The organism is Pseudomonas moorei, from assembly GCF_042846945.1.
GTDB lineage: Bacteria > Pseudomonadota > Gammaproteobacteria > Pseudomonadales > Pseudomonadaceae > Aquipseudomonas > Aquipseudomonas moorei.
In genome coordinates, this window is record NZ_AP035776.1 from 6,305,531 (window position 1) to 6,323,628 (window position 18,098).

Annotated in this window: 16 protein-coding genes; 4 read left to right on the forward strand and 12 right to left on the reverse strand. The window is 50.4% G+C overall.

The features are described 5' to 3' along the window. Positions 1–16 precede the first annotated feature (16 nt). The 3 genes from ACGJAX_RS29435 to ACGJAX_RS29445 are packed head-to-tail and all read right to left on the reverse strand — an operon-like array spanning position 17 to position 2,389. Entirely contained in the window at positions 17–1,315 is a 1,299-nt protein-coding gene (locus ACGJAX_RS29435) for an NAD(P)-binding domain-containing protein (protein WP_390957036.1), read from the reverse strand. A gap of 15 nt (positions 1,316–1,330) precedes the next feature. Further along, positions 1,331–1,834: an arsinothricin resistance N-acetyltransferase ArsN1 family A gene (locus ACGJAX_RS29440; RefSeq protein WP_390957037.1), complete on the reverse strand. Its 504-nt coding sequence runs from the start codon at positions 1,832–1,834 to the stop codon at positions 1,331–1,333. Between the two features lie 57 nt (positions 1,835–1,891). Beyond that, the gene (locus ACGJAX_RS29445; RefSeq protein ID WP_390960028.1) at positions 1,892–2,389 is read right to left on the reverse strand and encodes a MarR family transcriptional regulator; all 498 of its coding nucleotides are present in this window, start codon (positions 2,387–2,389) and stop codon (positions 1,892–1,894) included. Positions 2,390–2,528: 139 nt separating this feature from the next. Here ACGJAX_RS29445 and ACGJAX_RS29450 point away from each other — a divergent pair, with 139 nt between their 5' ends. Next, positions 2,529–3,725: an MFS transporter gene (locus ACGJAX_RS29450; RefSeq protein ID WP_390957038.1), complete on the forward strand. Its 1,197-nt coding sequence runs from the start codon at positions 2,529–2,531 to the stop codon at positions 3,723–3,725. Between the two features lie 192 nt (positions 3,726–3,917). Here ACGJAX_RS29450 and ACGJAX_RS29455 read toward each other — a convergent pair whose 3' ends face one another. Further along, positions 3,918–4,283: a histone-like nucleoid-structuring protein, MvaT/MvaU family gene (locus ACGJAX_RS29455; RefSeq protein ID WP_390957039.1), complete on the reverse strand. Its 366-nt coding sequence runs from the start codon at positions 4,281–4,283 to the stop codon at positions 3,918–3,920. A gap of 970 nt (positions 4,284–5,253) precedes the next feature. Here ACGJAX_RS29455 and ACGJAX_RS29460 point away from each other — a divergent pair. Then, positions 5,254–5,652 (forward strand): hypothetical protein, encoded by a 399-nt coding sequence (locus tag ACGJAX_RS29460; RefSeq protein WP_390957040.1) that lies wholly within the window; start codon positions 5,254–5,256, stop codon positions 5,650–5,652. Positions 5,653–6,425: 773 nt separating this feature from the next. Here the strand turns inward: ACGJAX_RS29460 and ACGJAX_RS29465 are convergent. From ACGJAX_RS29465 to ACGJAX_RS29500, 8 genes are all read right to left on the reverse strand, one after another. After that, on the reverse strand, positions 6,426–7,181 hold the full coding sequence (locus ACGJAX_RS29465) for a hypothetical protein (protein ID WP_390957041.1): 756 nt from the start codon (positions 7,179–7,181) through the stop codon (positions 6,426–6,428). A gap of 33 nt (positions 7,182–7,214) precedes the next feature. After that, entirely contained in the window at positions 7,215–8,126 is a 912-nt protein-coding gene (locus ACGJAX_RS29470; protein WP_390957042.1) for a hypothetical protein, read from the reverse strand. Between the two features lie 218 nt (positions 8,127–8,344). Further along, positions 8,345–9,943 carry a hypothetical protein gene (locus ACGJAX_RS29475; RefSeq protein ID WP_390957043.1) on the reverse strand — a complete coding sequence of 533 codons (1,599 nt, stop codon included), beginning with the start codon at positions 9,941–9,943 and terminating at the stop codon, positions 8,345–8,347. A gap of 441 nt (positions 9,944–10,384) precedes the next feature. Then, positions 10,385–10,558: an antitoxin Xre/MbcA/ParS toxin-binding domain-containing protein gene (locus tag ACGJAX_RS29480; RefSeq protein WP_390957044.1), complete on the reverse strand. Its 174-nt coding sequence runs from the start codon at positions 10,556–10,558 to the stop codon at positions 10,385–10,387. 261 nt (positions 10,559–10,819) lie between these two features. Next, positions 10,820–11,197, reverse strand: a complete 378-nt coding sequence (locus ACGJAX_RS29485; RefSeq protein WP_390957045.1) for a hypothetical protein — start codon at positions 11,195–11,197, stop codon at positions 10,820–10,822. Positions 11,198–11,403: 206 nt separating this feature from the next. Beyond that, positions 11,404–12,726, reverse strand: a complete 1,323-nt coding sequence (locus ACGJAX_RS29490; RefSeq protein WP_390957046.1) for a HipA domain-containing protein — start codon at positions 12,724–12,726, stop codon at positions 11,404–11,406. 182 nt (positions 12,727–12,908) lie between these two features. Continuing rightward, positions 12,909–13,355 carry a DUF6957 family protein gene (locus ACGJAX_RS29495; protein ID WP_390957047.1) on the reverse strand — a complete coding sequence of 149 codons (447 nt, stop codon included), beginning with the start codon at positions 13,353–13,355 and terminating at the stop codon, positions 12,909–12,911. Positions 13,356–14,135: 780 nt separating this feature from the next. Then, the gene (locus ACGJAX_RS29500; protein WP_390957048.1) at positions 14,136–14,864 is read right to left on the reverse strand and encodes a metallophosphoesterase; all 729 of its coding nucleotides are present in this window, start codon (positions 14,862–14,864) and stop codon (positions 14,136–14,138) included. Between the two features lie 352 nt (positions 14,865–15,216). On the opposite strand from ACGJAX_RS29500, the gene ACGJAX_RS29505 reads away from it, so the two are divergent. After that, a complete protein-coding gene (locus tag ACGJAX_RS29505) occupies positions 15,217–15,666 on the forward strand; it encodes a hypothetical protein (protein ID WP_390957049.1) in 450 nt (149 codons plus the stop codon). A 114-nt stretch (positions 15,667–15,780) separates the two neighbouring features. Further along, positions 15,781–18,060, forward strand: coding sequence for a hypothetical protein (locus ACGJAX_RS29510; protein WP_390957050.1), 2,280 nt, complete (start codon positions 15,781–15,783; stop codon positions 18,058–18,060). Positions 18,061–18,098 lie beyond the last annotated feature (38 nt).

The following is an 18,098-nucleotide window of genomic DNA, read 5'->3' on the forward strand; positions in this document are numbered from 1 at the left end:
CCTTATCCGCATCGGTTCAACAAGTTGGCTCGCAGCAGTCTGGGTTTACCGCACGGTTACAGCATTCAGAATCATCGAATTGCGTGCTGCAAACACCTGTCTCTGGCAAGACCAATTCAACTCGCTTGGCCGCATCCCAATCACCGGCCAGCGCCGCCACCACCGAACGCACCTGCTCATAGCCTGTCAGGAGCAGGAAGGTCGGGGCACGGCCATAGCTCTTCATTCCTACGATGAAGATCCCTTCATCAGGATGGGCCAGCTCGACGGCACCATGTGGGCGAACAGTGCCGCAACTATGCTCATTCGGATCAATCAGCGGAGCAAGATGAATGGGGCTTTGAGTCGCTGAATCTAGCGCCAAGCGCAGTTCGGCAAGTAGTCCCAATTCAGGTCGGAAACCCGTTGCGACTACGACCTCATCCACCATGGGAAGGGCTTGACCGCCCGCCTCAACAACGATGCCATCGTCAGTTGCAACAACCCTGTCGATGGCGATGTTGGTGAATAGCTCAATGGCCCCATCATTCAACAGCTGGCGAATCCTCTGCCCCAGTTTCCCTCGCTCCTCCAGTTTGTCGTTTGCCCCTCCGCCCAATATGCGATCCAAAGAAGAGCTGCGAATCACCCAGAAAATCTTCGTGCCAGGCTCCTGGAGGGCAAGCCGGGCCAAGTCTTGCAAGACGTTGAACGCAGAGTGCCCACTGCCTATCACCATGACACGCCGATTTGCATACCGTTGGCGTTCCCTATGAAGCACTTCGGGAATGCCGTAAGCGATGCGTTCAGCCAAATCCTTCTCGCCTAACGCAGGAATACCATGTGCTCCCATCCAATTTGGCGAGCGGAAGGTGCCGGATGCATCTATGACAGCGCTGGCAAGCACATCCTCTTCGCCTTCTGGAGTCCTGACCCGTAGCAGAAATGATGCGGCTGCACGGCTCTTCGTCTTCATGACGTCCTGGCCGAACCGAGTAACCGCTAGGACTTCGGTGTTCAGGCATAGATGCCTATTCACGGATGGCAGTGCTGCAAGTGGATATACGTAGTCATCTAACAGTTCACGCCCGGTGGGATAAACATCCTCAGCGGGCGCCACCCATCCTTGGGCCGTGAGCAGACTGGCGGCCTGCTTGTCGATGTTGAACCTCCATGGAGAGAACATCCGCACGTGTGCCCAGTTTTCGATGCTTGCCCCGGCACTGGGCCCTGCCTCGAAGATCATGGGAGTCAGCCCTCTCGTGAGGAGGTGGCAGGCAGCAGCCAACCCCACGGGGCCGGCGCCGATGATGGCGATAGGAAGTTTACTGTCCATGACTGACTCCTCGCTTCAATGCGGCTGATTAGCAGGGATTAGATACTCGACGATCACACAATCAAGCCACCGACCTTCAAGGCATGCATGTTTTTCGTACACACCCACCTCCCGAAACCCACACGAACGACACAACGCCAAACTGGCCGCATTAAAGGTAAAGATGCGCGACAGCACCTTCCAAAAACCTCGGGCTTGGGCCTCATCCAGTAGCGCTTGAAGCAAAACTTTTCCTAGCCCCTGGCCTCGGATGCCCCGATCCAGGTAGATCGAAAAATCTGCGATACCGTCGTAACAGGTGCGGGAACGGTAACTACTCAAACCTGCCCAAGCGACCACCTCATTTGCATCGTTAACCATAACCAAGGTCGGGTAGCGCTCCATCAAGGCAATGCGCTCAAGCATGTCATTTGGCCTACGCAACGTGGTCTCGAATGTAGAGCTTCTCTCCTCAATACCCTGGTTGTAGATGTCAGCTATCGACGTAGCGTCCCTGACCTCAGCAAATCGAATGTGCATGCTTGAACCCATCAAGTTGGTAGTAACAACATTTTAAACAAAAAAAGGGGCTCCCCCTCATTTCACATCAGGCAGCGATGGGCAGCAGCCACTGACCAGGCCACAGCGAATCTCAGTCGTTCGAGTGATCTGCTTCAGCAAGCTCAACGCGCCTTGCCGAGCTTCGGGTGACAACTGTTCGATCATTGCCCGCTCTTCAGCGATCAGATCAGCGCGGATTTTCTGGTAAAGCTCATGACCAGATTCTGTAACCTCAACCTGCACTGCGCGACGATCTTCGCTGTCTTCCACCCGCGACACATAGCCCTTGCGTTCAAGCGTATCGACCACCCGGCTCGCGGTACTTTTATCCAGAAACATCTCTTCTGCCAGCGCTTGCAGGCGGAGTCGGCCCCTCTTGACCAAAGTCTCGATGGCATAGCACTGCGTGACTGAAACGTCGTAGCAGCAGATGCGATCCCGGTCGCGGAACTGATACACCCGAACGAGCTGGTTCAAGGCTTCGTACAGATCTTCGGAATCCTGAGTCAGCTGGTCTTTTTTTTGCTTCGCCATGGCCATCACAAATTAGTTGTTAGACGCAACAATAATCCTGATTTTAGGAAACGGTCAACCACTCCTTCATTTTGGTTGACGATGCTGTACCGGCGTCGCTAATTTGTTGCATCTAGCAACTAAAATAGGCTCGCACCTTGTGAGTTATCCAATCAGCAGTCAGGTCACAATCAATAGAGCTGGGCTGGTCTGGGCGATGGGCATCGCACAGATACTCGCGTGGAGTACAACGTACTACTTGCCCGCAGTCCTCGCGACGCCGATTGCACGAGAGATGGGATGGTCAATTACCAGCACCGTAGCGGGACTTTCATGGGGTTTGTTGGTCGCAGGGGCGTGCTCTCCTATGGTCGGGAGGCAGATAGATCGGCATGGTGGTCGTCCCATCCTGGCAACCAGTTCGATATTGATGGCACTGGGGCTGCTTCTGATGGGTGTGGCTGGCAACCTGGTCATCTATTACCTGGCCTGGACATTTATTGGCGTCGCCATGGCCGCCGGCCTGTATGACGCCGCATTCTCGACTCTTGGACGTCTATTTGGGGACAGCGCACGCACTTCGATGACCGGCCTCACTCTACTGGGTGGGTTCGCCAGCACTTTGGGCTGGCCACTGATCGCCGGCCTAGAACATCAGATTGGCTGGAGATATAGCTGCGTCGCGTTAGCCGCAGCTCATCTGGTCATAGGATTACCGATTCATCTCTTGTTGATTCCAAAGAGTGAGAGCATTCCTAACAGTGCGGCAGTTCCTACACACGCCTCTCCCGTGGCCACCGCCCATCACACAAAGTCAAGCAATCGCATCTTTCTGCTGTTGGCAGCGCTACTGACACTCCAGTCGCTGGTGATATCTTCAGTTTCTGTCCATCTGCTTGATGTACTGAAACTGCTCGGCATCGCTACGGCCACCGCACTGGCCATCGGTATGATGATAGGGCCATCGCAAGTCGTAGCTCGGCTGGCAGAGTTCTCCCTTGGGAGAAACTTGCATCCGACCACATCTGCCAAGGCAGCGATATTGCTAAGTGGGATAGGAATCGGACTGCTGTTGCCGGCTATTCCATGGCTGGCATTCATTGCGATGGCGCTATATGGCGCTGGCAATGGGATTCTGACCATTGCACGAGGGACACTCCCACTGGCTCTTTTTGGGCAAGATGGCTACGGTGCCCGCATGGGCTTATTGGCCCGTCCAATGTTGGTCGCACAGGCAGTAGGCCCTGTGGCAGCCGCTGTTATTCTAGACAAACTCGGCTCAACACCGTTGCTCGTTGTGATAAGCACTTTAGCGACGGCAAGTCTCATCGCCAGCTTCGGTCTTCCTTCGAAATAAACTGTTGTTTGAGGGGAAGAGCTTTATGTCCGACTTGGGGCGAAAGCAAATTGCTATGGCCGGCAGGCGGCAAGCCTGCCATCTAAAGGCAAAAGCTTAGGAAACTTCTCTGCCTCTCCATTTTTCTCCATCCGCCCTCATCCTAGCCGACAAAAAGTGCCCTCAATGGGCCCTTTTGTACTCAAACCAAACTCACTTGGTCAGCCAGGACTCCACGGTGTCGGAGCCGTATTTCGCTTTCCATTCTTTTAGTGTTTTGTGGTTGCCGCCTTTGGTTTCGACGACTTCGCCACTGTTCGGATTTTTGTAGACCTTCACTTGGCGCGGCTTACGAGTACCGGATTTTGGTTCGGCAGCTGGAGCGCGACGACTGCCCTGGGGGTCAAGGATGTTGATGATATTCTTCAAACTAAAGCCATACTCGCCAAGCAACGCGCGCAGCTTGCTCTCAAACTCCATTTCCTTCTTAAGGCCGGAATCGCTTTTCATCGACTCAAGCTCTGCGAGCTGGGCGGCCAGTTGTTGTTCGAGTTTACGAAATTCAGCCAAACGAGACATGGGCAAAGCTCCTTATTTTTCGATAGCACGTAGTGTGGGCAAATCATAGATCGTTTTACAGCCCCAAATCTCTGTGGAGTTGGTCTTCTTGGAGCTCTTCAGTTGCGTGCCCACCCCTCACCAGATACCACTGGAGCTGACAGCGTAGGTGGTCTTTGAGTCGAGACCTCAGTTCAAGGTAACCAGGAACATCAATACGGGATTCAGGGTGAAGCCCTCGTTGTCGAAGCACTGCACGCAGTACCTCAACACCTTGCGGGCCAATGTCGGAAGCATGCAATCGCACTAGCGGATCAAATCCCGGGGGCCTCTTGAAACTATCCACGGCCCGCAGGATTAATGCTTCGAACGCTATGGCGTCACATGTTTGCTGAACCGATAAGCACACTATAGATTCGAGTTCATTCTGCATACATACCTCACTGCTCGCCCACTGAAAGCCCCATCCAAATGTTGTCCGACACGGGTATTTTTTTAAAAAATGACTCGTTGTTTGAAATCAAACGGGGAAGCAGCGGCTTACGCCGCACAGAGCCGATTTTGCTATGCCCATGGGGCAGGCCATACGTCAGCGTCAGCAGGATAAATCGCAAGAAAAGGCCAGAAGCAGAAGCACTGCGAAAGCAAAAACAGACACCGTTTTCCCCAGAAGGAACGGCGTAAGGAGGAGCGCCGAGATCGCCGCTTTTCTGTTGCTCTCAAATAATAAAGATCCGTCGCTGAAAAAAAATTTCAAGGGGGGGTCTGAAAATATATTTGTATTGACACTGCTCATCAAGACTTCACGACGACCCCATGCTCGTTTTGCTCGAAGGCTGTTCGACGAACCCATTCAGATCTAAACGCCCAACAGCGTACAATTACATGTGCTGTTGAAACGCCTCGGTCGTCCAGGGAGATGGTGGATGAGCTTGAGCCCACTCCTACAGATCAACGTTAACGCAGAATGTGATGTATTAAGGAAACACTGATGGCGGTCGACTTGAAAAGCCTATGGCAGCGCGAGCGTGCGAGACGTGCGGCTCTATGGGATCTGGAGGGATTGCGACCCGGTGATGAACGCGCAAAACCTCACCTGAGCATTCTCGATGAAATTGATCGACAAGATCTTGAGCATGGGGAAGCTCAGATCACGACGATTGAAGAGTTGAGAAATTCTGTACCCGAAACGCCGTACGAAAGCAGCGACGGCCACCATTTCGTGATCGTTCTAGACCAGCACATCCCTGAAGTTTGGCGAATGCGATTCGAAGCGGCCAACGCGCTCTCCGAACGTTTTTCGGAAGGAACCTATGCCCACGACTGGCGTCGATTTCTGAGGGTCTGGATTCGAGACATGGAGCATCTGGCGGCTCACCGTCGCTCATAATTTCTTATGGTTCACGACGGCGACGAGAGTTGTCGCGATGAGGAAGGTGGACAGGGTAATTGCATTGACTTGTCCACTCCTTTGCATTCGACCTCATCCGTCATTTGCATCCGCTCTGAACGCCAACGCATTGAGGCTTTGTAACCATGACCGGCAGAGAGCGGCCAGAAGCAGGCGGTCAGATATCTGCGAGATAAAGGCCTATTCAGCTCAAACGGAAACCACCTGAAAACGACACGCTGGTATCAGAACCTTCACGTTTTCCTGCTCTGCGGATACTAGATAAGCATCAGTAAATCCTTGCCCGTCTGGCTTAAAAGACGGATCAACAAAGACGTAGTCGGCTCGTCTATTCGTGGTCGGAGTTTTGAGTTGAACGTCCTCTTGAGACAACAGGGGACAGGCATGCGATTTTTTTCCGTCTAGCCCGAACCGCGTCAGTGGGCGATGCTCTACCCTGACGTAGAGGTCGCGATGGGCATACGACTGAACTCCGTAGTAGCGTATAGACTGACTCATAGATGCTCTCCTTGCACACTTATTGATCTTAACAACATGCTCGCTGAGTTTACGCAGAGGATTACTTAGGGCGCAAATTGCGTTCTGAATCGCCTCTGATTTCCTAAACAAATTTGAAGGACTGCTTTTAGCCGTTTTTTGCCTGTCGCGAGGGGTAGAAAACGACCCAAAGCTGACGGTCGAGCAGGACAGCAAGTGCGCTCATCATGTTGCCCTTTTACTCCATTACGGCCTGTGTTCCGCAGGCTTGCTTTTTATTCAGGCAGACCAGCATAACGTTGCTGACGGCTTACAAATTCAAGTACGTGGTCAGCCAAGAGCTCCCAACCCATTGCAACACCTGATTGAACCGCCATTTGTGCATAAAAGCCTTTGACATACCTAGGGTGGTAGGTGTGGAGCCACAATATTTCTCTCCCGTGCAGGCTTATCATTTTTACTTTAGGCTCCAGCGCTGCAATAACTGTGGAATTACTTTCTATGGCCCACTTAGCCTCGGAACCTTGAGTCACAATCACGTCAGGCTTGAGCACCCCTAGCTCTCTAGGCAAGTACGTTTGGCAGTTCAGGAATAGGATGCTATTTGCCTTGGCGTTTTGGGATTTCCCCATATTGCATTTCGCTGAGTTGGCATGTGCAAAGTACTTTCTTGCATCAGCAATGACGAGGTTTGGAACGAAACGCTTAAGGATGTACCAAGCAAGTTGGTGTGTCCGATACCAATGCCTAGTCTTGTTGAGACTTGCGAAGTCTCGATCGAACTCTTCATATCTTCTGACTTGGGAGGGGAGCCTTGCTTCCGGGCCCAGCGTCTTGTCAGTACTACCTGGATCCAGTGAAAGGAACAGGAGCCGTGGTACCTTTCCAGAAGCGTATCCGCTGCTCACGAATGCGGACTTTGCTTCACTGAAGTTATCACAGCCCGCACTACACTGGCTCTTATACCGGCATGCAAAATCTGTCGCCAATATTCCTTGAAGGCGATATATGGACTCCAGTTCATCGATCATGTAAATATCCTTTGATCGCCGTCAAGCGCTAAATTATTTCAATGAGTATTTGGCTAGAAAATCATGGTCGCCAATACTTCTATTATGGTAGTTTTTCAGCCAGACAAACTTGTCTATTACTGACTGTACTTTCGATAGCTCTTTAGGGTTATCTGCAAGAGATATCGTTTTTTCTTCAAGCTCCTGAATTTTATTCATTACAGACTCTGCGTGTCGTGCTATATATCGATCGACTGATTCCAGACTAAGTAAATATTGCATAGGATTTTTCAGTGCTGAAATTCCAATCATTGGAATTTTTTTGTCGATTACAGATACGGCATACCCAAGGTGATCGATGAAATAAATACCGTCATCATCATCTTTTTGTAAAATCGATCTGCCTCGATACATGACCTTGGCGATGAAATCGATTTTTTTCATCAGGTTTTCATTTTTTTGTATTTCAGGATGCAATATAATTCTAGGGTGTATCGCAATTTTGCTCTCCGCCAAATATGCCTGTACAAGCCCCTCGCCGACAGCAAAATTGTCTTTTACGTGGCAGTACTTGTTGGATATCCCGCCTCGAAGAAACAACCTTTTTTCTGAGTAACAATGAAAGGTGAATGCTTGAAGACGCATAGCGATGATGAATAAGGCGTTGGCCGAATGCATGAAAGCCAAATCTTCGTTGTCGAGATCATCAACCTCTTTTGGTTTATATGTAATTATTAAGGAGTCCGAAACAAAACAGCTGGATATTTCGTAATATTTGTATAGATCGAATCCGTTGTTTTTCGCATATTGATCCCTGACACTTTGAGAGTCAGTAGCACTGAAAATCTCCCGATTCGCCTGCATGAATGAGACGAATTCCTCTGCTTTGTCGTCGCTGTCAATTGCACCATTTATATCTCGGTATCCGAGCATGTCGATAAATAGCGTCCATTGTGTAAGTTTCATCTCGGCCTTCATAAATATTGTAAGGTATTTTTGCGAGCGACATCATTTGATCAAAGTTGAGGTGAGAGCGCAATGGTCGCATCACATAAATTACACTCTGCATTAACTAATTAATGCGCGTTGATTAAAAAGGATTGTGCATGACTGCTTTTGGCCGGTCTCCGCCCGCTGAGACTAACACTAGCAACTCGAAAGCCTTTGCAACTAATTTTCCAAGCTCACTTCGCAAGGCTCTTGAGCAATGAAATATTTTTTTCTGCAATTTTCACATCGTCAGACCCGACCATAGCAAAGCCCTTTCGAGCCTCTTCTAAGGAGGCTATAGACTCTTCAAGCGCAGCTTTATCATGGCTGAGTGACCACCGAAAATATAACGCGTTACCCAAGAATAAATAAGCTCTCGCCCAATCATATGGGCTAATTTCAAAAATTATCTCAGATATTGCCTGTCTTTCGACAGTTATGGCCTCATCATTGATTTTTTTATCATTTTGTAGGCTTGCGAGAAGGTTTAGAGACCTTCCAATATCAACTAAGGCAATGGATGACTTAAGAGGCAGCTGCGATGAATACCGTAAATCATAGATATCCCTATATTCAGATAGGCTTTCATTCAAAAGATTAGGATCTGACAATAACTCACCGACATTGAAAAAAACGTTGCCCAAATTTCTTTTTGTTTCAATCCAAGTCAATGGTGCTTCATCTTTGTTTCGATCTGAAAGGGCTTCGCGATAAAAATCAATAGCCTTATACATTAAAGACGCATCCGAACGGATCTGACCTAGAGAATTAAATATAGATCCGAGATTATTATTGATGCTTGCCCTTTCTTCGCGATCCAATTCTACGCTTCCTGCAAGTAGATCACTTAATATCTTCTTCGACTCCAAAAGCAGGTGCTCATCAGATATTAAAGAGCCGAGTATGAATTTGGCGGCACCAATATTCATTTTACCATTCAATCTAATCGCTTTGTACTCCGCTCCTTCCAAGGAGAGCAACGCTTCCTCGTAAATAGGAATGGCTCGTTCTATTAAATTTTTGTCGTGCTTTGTCTGCCCCAGAGCAGCAAGCTCGTTCGCAAGCAATAGCTGAACTAACGAGCGAGTGTTACTTTCCCACTGTTCAATTTTACTTTTTTTCAGTAATTCTTCTAATTGAAATATGAAAACTTCCATCTCTTTAGTGTCACGAACGTCGCTCGAATCAAATGTTTTTAATTGATGAGTGACGGCGAGTAGGCTAAGGATGTTAGTCAGATCTTGCCAAAATAAATTCGGTAAATTTTGATCTTCAGTTTTTTGGTATCGCTTAGAGTAAGTGGAGTTAATGTTGATGGGGGCAGTGAGGTGAAGTCTGAGGAGGCTCTGGGCGCCGGGTATGGTTTCGCCCCAAATAATAACATCGAACCCAGACTCCTTGAGTATCCTCTGCGCTTGCTCAACTCCTAGTAACGGCTCATCGCCTTCGACTATTCGGCGATCGAATATTTTTGTATGTGCGAATGGAAAGATATCCTGAATGGAAGTGATAATACTATTTTCAGCTACTCCCTGAGTATCCCCAACAAGATGAGTTACTGCAATATTAAACTTCCCATTCTCAGGCTTTGGTAGGGAACTTCGAAACAGATAGCTATAAGCTTTCTCCACACCAGGCATACTGCGAATCGTGTCCAAATTCCACCATCCGAGAATGACGACCAGCACTACAATTCCAACAACTCCAAATTTCTTACCCACCCACTCCAACATTTTCCATAGCTCTGGGGTATATGTATCCTCTTTGTTCGGGGCTTTGCGTTGCTTACCCATTTTCTCGCTCCCAGTAGAAGATCGAGTGGTACTCTCTTGTAGATACTAAATCTCAAAGCTTCAGAATAGCTCAAGGCCGTATCTCTTGTTGCAGTGGTTTCGGCTAGCAATGTAAATCACATCAGATTTCGTAGGACAAAATTGGCCGAAGACATGGTTAGCAGGAGAGGCTCGGTGCGCTTACTCTTTTGAACTCGGTTGGTATTTGGAGGATGCTATTTTTCGGTATTCCTTTCCATACAAACCAAAAGCACTTTAAGGCGGATGGCGAATGTCCGCTTCTGGCCGATTCCTGCCTGTCGCGAGCGGCAGCTTTGAGTCGGGACGGGGATGAATGTCAGCCTCCAAAAATCCCAGCATCTAGATAACGTCTTGATCTTCGTCCAAGGAGGCGCTCCGCGTCCCTACACCGTGATCTTCCCCCATTAAAAAGCGATGCATTCAGACGACGATCCTGTGCTCAAGCCGGCCGATCAAATCAATCACGGCACGAGCATCGCCCACTGCATCAAGTATCTCCAACGGTGCCTTCGAATTGAAAGCGCGCGATGGCGAACGCAAGAAAGAGGCTGCCGCCAGGACATCGCCCTCAAACAGCTCTGAGGACGACCGCACAACAGCAATCAGCGAATCAAGGCGCTTGCTTTCGCGTACTGAAAAAAACCTGTCTTCGCCCTCTTCACCAACGTTTCAGCCGATACCCCCAGATACATTCCAAGCGTTTTTTCATCCATACATAGCAAATCTGCCAAAGCTTGAAATGAAGAATGAGTAATCTTCCGGCGAGAGACGTCGTGAAGTTCTATGCTTGGCGTAGACGCATGCAAAGCGTCCCAGATGTCTGTTCTCATGGGCGATGGTTGGCTACCTATGAGTTCATTTTCCTTCGTCTGAGGGTGTCCAATTGATATGGTCAGAACAACGTACACTCAGCCAACGTTCGCCTCCTAAAGTCCCGGTCTGCCCGCACACCTCGCAGATCGACATCGACTGTTGTTCTGCAGCGGTAACCATTTCACGGCACACCGAATCACCGCCAGAATAGTACAAGCGCAATCCGCCAAACTTTTCCTTCACCTGACGTACCTGGATTTGAGGCACCTCGGGGTGCGCATCCAAGTGAGCTTTCAGTGTGCGGCAGAGCTCATCGATTAAATTTAGCCATCCTGGCAAACACCCAATTTCACGAAGCGGAGCGCTGGAAAAAAACTCTGGGTAGCGTTCACGCAAGATAGGCAATAAATTTTCAGTCATAGGTTTCTTCTCCTCCCTTCATTTGATCGGCTTGTGTCGTGAAAATGATGCCGCGTGGACAGGTGCTCAATCAGGATAATTGCACTGACTTGGCCGCCCTTTCGCACTCGCCCTCAATAGTCATTTTCATCCGCTCTGAACACCGGCTGCATCGGATGTGACCATTTGGCTTGAGATCAATATCTGCGAACTTGGAAGTGGATCAATCACATCAACTTCCAACGACGAAACGTATCTTCCAGACGACTCAAAGGAATCATCGGCGAACTCCAAGCTACCTGGGGGATCCCTAGATCCAGTAGCAAATCCGGCAACGCCAGCAACAACCGGGCATCCGCCTTTAAGCGATCGAACAACCATTGCGGATCTGCCCTATGCGCGAAGCGAGCACACACAGCCTCCCAATCGACCGAACCTAATCGTTCTATCTGCGCTGACCACCGGGTGATCCGCACTATGCCTTCAACATCCAGCAACATGGGTGCAAGATCGTAAACCGGTGCAAAGCTCACTCGCTCCTTGCCCCGAAGGATCGAGAGATTTCCGCCGTGGTTGTCGGTGTTCCCGACGATCTGATTGATCAAATCCCGCCGCAAGTATTCGCTAAGCATGTCCGGTATTTCAGACTCTTGGCCGGCAGCAATCCATGTTTCCGCTAGCCGATCCACGACGTCGAAATGATTCAAAAAACCACCTCGATTGCTGACTCCGCATAATGAATACATTGACTCCACTGCGATGCGCTCCACCCCGTCCGGAGTGACTGTCCGATCGAATCTTTGCATCCAAATGCTCGGCATCTTCGCTGCTTCGTGGGTCAGGCCATCGGCGGCGATCGTGTCGATCCCTAGTTCACCCAGCGCGCGGTAAAAGCAGTATTCGCTATGAAGGATGTCGCGATCTAATTGAGTGGCGGTGTTACGCGGAAACTTAACAAACCAATGCCGACACACATCAGCGTCGCGTAGCGCTCCCTCAGGATAAAGCTGCCCCCAAGCATCTTCGACCAGCAGCATTTTTTTAGCTTCGCCGCCGGCGCCAAGGGCACCGCTTATCACCATTCCCGATTCCATGGCCTGGTCGAGAATGCCCATACCTTCCTGAATAACCTCGTCTCGGTTAAACCCACCAGCTAATTTTTGTGCGGAACACAGCGCTCCGGCCGCACTTTTTATACGCATATGCCCAATGGGAGCAGCAGCGAATTGCTGCAGCAGAAAGAGATCAATCGACATCCCTGGCGGTACTGCCATTCTCGACAAGAGGTGCCGACGTCCAGCACCGGCTGGGATGATATCGTGCAGAAAAGCGGGGGCAGGCTCACGCCGAATATCCCACTCCAGAGGGAGGTTCGCACTGACGGCAGGCGCTTTAACCGTACCCAGTTGAGCGTGCTGATCCACAAGATATTCGGGTTGATAGTGGATAGTGCACCGGCTCCGCAGGCTATCTCTTGATGAATCGAAGCTTATTACCATTGCATCATACCAATGGTCTTCCGAGTGAACTTGGAGCGTGATGGATTCCATACATCATCTTGGCAAATTGCCGTAGCCTCACTGTGCCTTGATCAATATGAGTCCGCCGAGCTTTTGGGATGCTGTGGGTACCCCTGGACAGCGGGGAATAGTTTCTTGATCAGCGTCTCTGAATCACTCCAATCGCGAGCAAGGCACTGAGCCCAACTATGGAGCTTTTCCCAATCTCGCAACTATCTGATGAGCCCAGACAAATTTTCATTCAGCGCTGAAATTGCAGGCACACTAACGTGCTTTCTTGCACCACGGCCAGCCAGGATGTACAGCGTGTCTTTGCTTTCAAAAAAGCATCCGTGGAAGTCTTTCTGATAACCGGTAACGAAACCATCGCTAGCTGGGACGCTGGCATCACTGTCGTACACAGCATGGCTGATGAAAAGGACAGTGGGCTGAAGTCCCTGCTTCCTCACTTCACACTCCTGGGCCTCGGCGAGCATGACGTCGAGTAGCATCCAATTCCGAACAATGCAAAATGGCTGCCCCTCGAACTCCTCACGCGCCAGTTGAATGAGCTCACCGTCTTCAAGCTGAGAGCCTCCGAGCATCTGCGCGGGGCCATACAGCACATCTTCAATCAAATCTGCTTGCACACTGTTGCCTTGTTTTCTAAAGACTTTCAAAGCGACACGGATCCAGACATCTGGGAGCCGTGCATCGCGGGAGTTGGGTAACCTTGGATGCCGATTGAAAAAGCCTGTAATTCACTAATGGATCAAATTGAAATCGGGCATGGCGCCGTTCTCATGCCACCAGTGACAAATCACGTACCGACTTCCATTGTGCGTTTCACAAAGCTGATATCCCATCAGTTCGAACACCCTTTCGAGCCTGGAAGTACGGATCGTTTTCCCGTCCTCAAACCGCCCGCGTGTTTCAGAAAAAACCACTCCGATCATGCAGGGAGGCTGGAATTCAGCGCAGCACAGGTAGCCTGTCACTTGGACACCGAAATCAATTTTCTTGGCGTCCAAAACGCATGTTGGGAGCCCCATACTTTCTTTCCTCAGCCTCGTTTATCACCACAAGCGTCCCACCAAAAACATCAATGAACTCTGTCGAACCGATCTAAGGCACCGTTCTCAAACAGCCAGTGAGCGACGACAAAAACACCACCATCGATAGTCGTAAAAACGTCGTAGCCTGCACGCTGGCTTCGATCTACAACGGGTAGTGCATGTATGGGTAAGCCTTCGGGGTACCTTTGCGCAGGGTCGCAAAAGAGCAGCCCTGTGATTTTTGGAGGGAGCTCCAGAGCACACAACAGGTATCCAATAACGTCTGGATCAGCAATGACAGCTCGCGCTCTCTCAATGACCGCTGGATACCTGTGAAACCTGAAGTCGGACAATCTCGCTCCGTAAGTTTTGATCCAGTACATCCTCCCCCTCCTCCATCACCGCTCAGATTTCCATCGTGAAATCCGAGATGAAGCCTGTAAATTCTTGGGGATAACCACGCGGATTTGAGATGAGCCGGCACCCGCCCAGCTCGATATCAATAGCCCTGTGGGTATGTCCAAAAATCCAAACGTCCACCTTTGCAAGAAGTGAGTTCCACCGGTTTGTATAAGCAGCACTTAGATGGCCGTCATGCTTATCGCCTACCACTTCTGCGATTGGGCAATGGTGCGTGACAACGATTGTTTTCCCTTCGAACGGCTTGGCGAGTTCACCGACCAGAAAGTCGAACGCATCATGGTTTCGCTCAATCACGTCTGACGGACGTAGCCGACGAAAGCGTTCCTCTGCTCTGATCACCTGGAAGTCGTTCATCCATAGTCCGCAGGACACCATTGCTTCCACGGTGTCTCCGGTGGAGGAGAAATCCGTCCAGCCGGTCGTGACCAAAAATCGGGTTTGGTTGCAAATCCAAACCTGATTTTCCAGGACATGCGCATGCGGCGCAGCGGCCTCTCGCATTTTGCGAAGCGTGTGGTCGATGTGGCCTTTGTAAAATTCGTGATTCCCTGCGCAGTAAATGACGGGCTGGTTGAACGTTTCGTTGGCCCATTTCACACCTCTCGCCAGGACGTCGATGTCCCCGGCCAGAACGACGATGTCTGCGTCGGTTGCGGGTGGTGTGAACGGCACGAACTCGTTGTGCAGGTCTGAATAAATCTGGATTTTCATGATCAATTGCCGATTTGGATTGGCTGATATAGGGCGCTTCCCCAACCTTTTAAAGCTGTAAATCACACGGTAAACGCGACGATATGGATCAGCCATAAATCGCGTGGAAACGCCGTGCCACCAGCATGAGCCGAAATCTGGAAATGCCAGAAACCGAGTGAATTTTCGATTTGGCCCTATATTGAATTCAGCTTCCTGTAGGCCAAGAAACACATCAGGTTGGGCGCATCACGGTTGAACGCCCGACTGCAGCAAGGGTGCAAAAGCGATTAAATCCCGCACGAATGAGTATATGCATTTGTACGGGACTAGGCAATCGCGGCATATCGTTCTGTTTGAAGGGACGTTCGGCATGACGCTTCGCCAAGCTTTTGCAGTTGCCTTAAAGTTCGTACGCGGGCGGCAAGGTCTATCGCAGCAAAAAATTTCTGGCTCGATGACTGCCTCATACGTCAGCCGATTGGAAGCCGCGCAGTGTTCAGTGACCGTTGAGGCGAGCGATGAGCTCGCGAAAGGCTTGAAGTTGCACCCTCTTTCGCTCATGGCACTCGTTTATGCGGCCGAACAAAATTCGACACCCGCTGAGATGCTCCTGCGCGTAAAGAACGAGCTGGGAAGTTTGCAAATTCTAGAGACGCACGTAACCAGTGATGAGATCGCTCATCCGCTTACGGCAAAAGGGAGTGAGACAACGCGCGATGTCCTTGAACTGAAGCAGCAAGGATTGAACCAGAGAGAGGTTGCTAGGAAGCTCGGGATATCTACTTCGACTGTTGGCAGGCACTGGAATAGATCTGAGTGATAGAAACGTTCCTGCGCCGTAGCGGCCGACAAACTGTTGAAACGCTCTCAATCGAGTGAAACACTGAGTGCGCGATCGAAATGTCTATGATCGAAGCCAAGGACTGACGCTATCGTGACCCTCCCGCCATCCGCTCAAGCCATATATCAGCCCGACTTTTCATTGCATACTCTCGGCTGGAAAGCGTTCCAAGATCTTTGCGCCCAGGTGTGCAGCGAATCCCTCCATCGGACAGTTTTAACCTATCGAGAGGCTCAAGATGGGGGCCAGGACGCAGTATTCCTGTTGCTGGATGATTCGGGACAGTTCCAAGAGGCGACCGTCCAGTGCAAATTCAGCGGCAAGGCTGAGCGCCGTTTGAAAATCAGCGATATCCATCCTGAGCTGGAGAGCGTGGCTGCTTTGGTTCAAGACGGTCGTGCAAGTAGCTACTACCTGATCACGAACATGGGGGTAGATGCCCCAGTAGCGGCGGGTATAGGAGATCTTCTGCGGGCTCAAGGTGTTCAAGCCCCCCACGTATGTGGCAAGGAATGGCTGACGACCGAGATCCGCGCTAGTGCTCGCTTGAGAGCCCTGGTACCCAGGGTATACGGCTTGGGCGACCTATCATCGATTATTGATGAGCGATGTGCTGCACAGACACGTGCACTGCTGGGGCATCTCCTCCCCTCCCTTCGAATCTACGTTCCAACAGATGCGCATCGAGCAGCGGTCAAGGTGCTCGGGGAGCATCGACTCGTATTGCTTTTGGGAGCACCGGCGGCTGGTAAGTCTATGCTCGCAGCTATCCTCGCGACGATGGCGGCAGATACTGATCAGTTGGAGTGTTTCAAATGTGACGGCCCATTGGAGATCAAAACGTATTGGAACCCTAACGAGCCCAAGAGACTTTTTTGGGTCGACGATGCATTTGGCCCGAACCAGATGAGGGAAGATTACGTCGATGCATGGATCGAATTCCTTCCCAAAATGAAGACCGCATTGGAACAGGGCTGCTATTTCATACTCACCTCAAGAACGCATATCTGGAATGAAGCCAAGCTTCGTCTTGGAACTCGGAACCACCAACTGCTTGCTAGTGGGAAAGCGACCGTACAGGTGGGAGAGCTTCTTGCGAGCGAGCGTGAGCAAATTCTGTATAACCATATCAAGGCAGGTCAGCAGCCTCACGACTGGAAGCGTCAGGTTAAACCTCACTTGGCCGGTATTTCTGAAGACCTAAACTTGCTGCCCGAAATCGCACGGCGTCTAGGCGATCCCACCTACACATCCGCCATCAAAAAACTTCCGGATGACCTGGTTCGTTTCATCAATCATCCACAAGAGTTTTTGAAAGACACGATTAACGAGTTGGCCGCCCCCCAGCTAGCAGCCCTGACCATCGTGTTTCTTGCCAGGTCGCGCCTACCAATTCAAGGCGAGCTTGAAAGCATCCAAAAAGTTGCTGATAAATTTGGAACCACAGAAGCCCTCATCACCCAAGCTCTTCTTCAACTGAAAGACTCCTTCCTTACGCAGAAAGAGGAAAACAACGAGATCTACTGGTCTTTCATCCATCCGACTTTCGCAGACGCCATCAGCAGCATACTTAGCGCTCGCCCAGACCTAGTGGGTTTCTATCTGAAAGGCGCGAAAACTGAAACGATTCTGACGGAGGCCGTCTGCGATGGCGTGCAGAACGTAAAAGATGCTGTATTGATCCGCACAGCGCATTTTGAAACGTTGGCAGAGAGGTTGTTGGAGGTTCCAAACGAACCCAAGCAGAACGAAAATCTGTTTGCCTTCCTCAGCCGGCGAGCTCCCCTGACCTTTTTGAAACGATTAATTGAGTTGGAACCTGAGCTTCTCCGCCGCAGAGGTCGATCCGATCCATGGTACAAAATTGCATGGCGGGCCGAATATCGAATGCTCGCCAAAGCGCATTCGTTGTTACTCCTTCCTGATGACGTTAGAAGCCGGTGCAGCTTTGAACTGGAGCAGGCCGCGCTCAAAAAATGGGACATCTCGTTCCTCCCCAGCGAAGAGATACTGACCCTGTTCTGGCCCCATGAGCTGATCACTCTGACCTTGAAAATTCTTGATGTTATAAATAACTACATCTCAGAGGAGATCGCGAATATAGAGCTAGATGTGAATCTCGATTCCGACATCGAGGATCAATTTTCCAAGGTCACATCGTTCATAAAATACGCGGAAATATTGGGCGTGAATGACGACGATCTTAAGCAACAGTTGCACAATCTTTCGAGTGATGCTCGCGAAGCGATATCTGCATGCGAGCGTAGGCAGTCAGAAGATGAGGGCACGAGCGTATTCTTTGACATGCCCACGGCAGAAGCACCATCCGGCAAGGGTCAGCGCTCTACGTTCAGTGACATTGACGAAGATTAAGCTGACGCCGTGCACTAAGCCGCACAATACCTTTCAGT

What these genes read in the sequence shown, in the direction of transcription:
- ACGJAX_RS29445 (WP_390960028.1), bottom strand. Translation starts at nt 2,389, where the DNA reads ATGGCGAAGCAAAAAAAAGACCAGCTGACTCAGGATTCCGAAGATCTG.
- ACGJAX_RS29475 (WP_390957043.1), bottom strand. Translation starts at nt 9,943, where the DNA reads ATGGGTAAGCAACGCAAAGCCCCGAACAAAGAGGATACATATACCCCA.
- ACGJAX_RS29435 (WP_390957036.1), bottom strand. Translation starts at nt 1,315, where the DNA reads ATGGACAGTAAACTTCCTATCGCCATCATCGGCGCCGGCCCCGTGGGG.
- ACGJAX_RS29440 (WP_390957037.1), bottom strand. Translation starts at nt 1,834, where the DNA reads ATGCACATTCGATTTGCTGAGGTCAGGGACGCTACGTCGATAGCTGAC.
- ACGJAX_RS29485 (WP_390957045.1), bottom strand. Translation starts at nt 11,197, where the DNA reads ATGACTGAAAATTTATTGCCTATCTTGCGTGAACGCTACCCAGAGTTT.
- ACGJAX_RS29465 (WP_390957041.1), bottom strand. Translation starts at nt 7,181, where the DNA reads ATGATCGATGAACTGGAGTCCATATATCGCCTTCAAGGAATATTGGCG.
- ACGJAX_RS29470 (WP_390957042.1), bottom strand. Translation starts at nt 8,126, where the DNA reads ATGAAACTTACACAATGGACGCTATTTATCGACATGCTCGGATACCGA.
- ACGJAX_RS29455 (WP_390957039.1), bottom strand. Translation starts at nt 4,283, where the DNA reads ATGTCTCGTTTGGCTGAATTTCGTAAACTCGAACAACAACTGGCCGCC.
- ACGJAX_RS29490 (WP_390957046.1), bottom strand. Translation starts at nt 12,726, where the DNA reads ATGGAATCCATCACGCTCCAAGTTCACTCGGAAGACCATTGGTATGAT.
- ACGJAX_RS29505 (WP_390957049.1), top strand. Translation starts at nt 15,217, where the DNA reads ATGACGCTTCGCCAAGCTTTTGCAGTTGCCTTAAAGTTCGTACGCGGG.
- ACGJAX_RS29500 (WP_390957048.1), bottom strand. Translation starts at nt 14,864, where the DNA reads ATGAAAATCCAGATTTATTCAGACCTGCACAACGAGTTCGTGCCGTTC.
- ACGJAX_RS29460 (WP_390957040.1), top strand. Translation starts at nt 5,254, where the DNA reads ATGGCGGTCGACTTGAAAAGCCTATGGCAGCGCGAGCGTGCGAGACGT.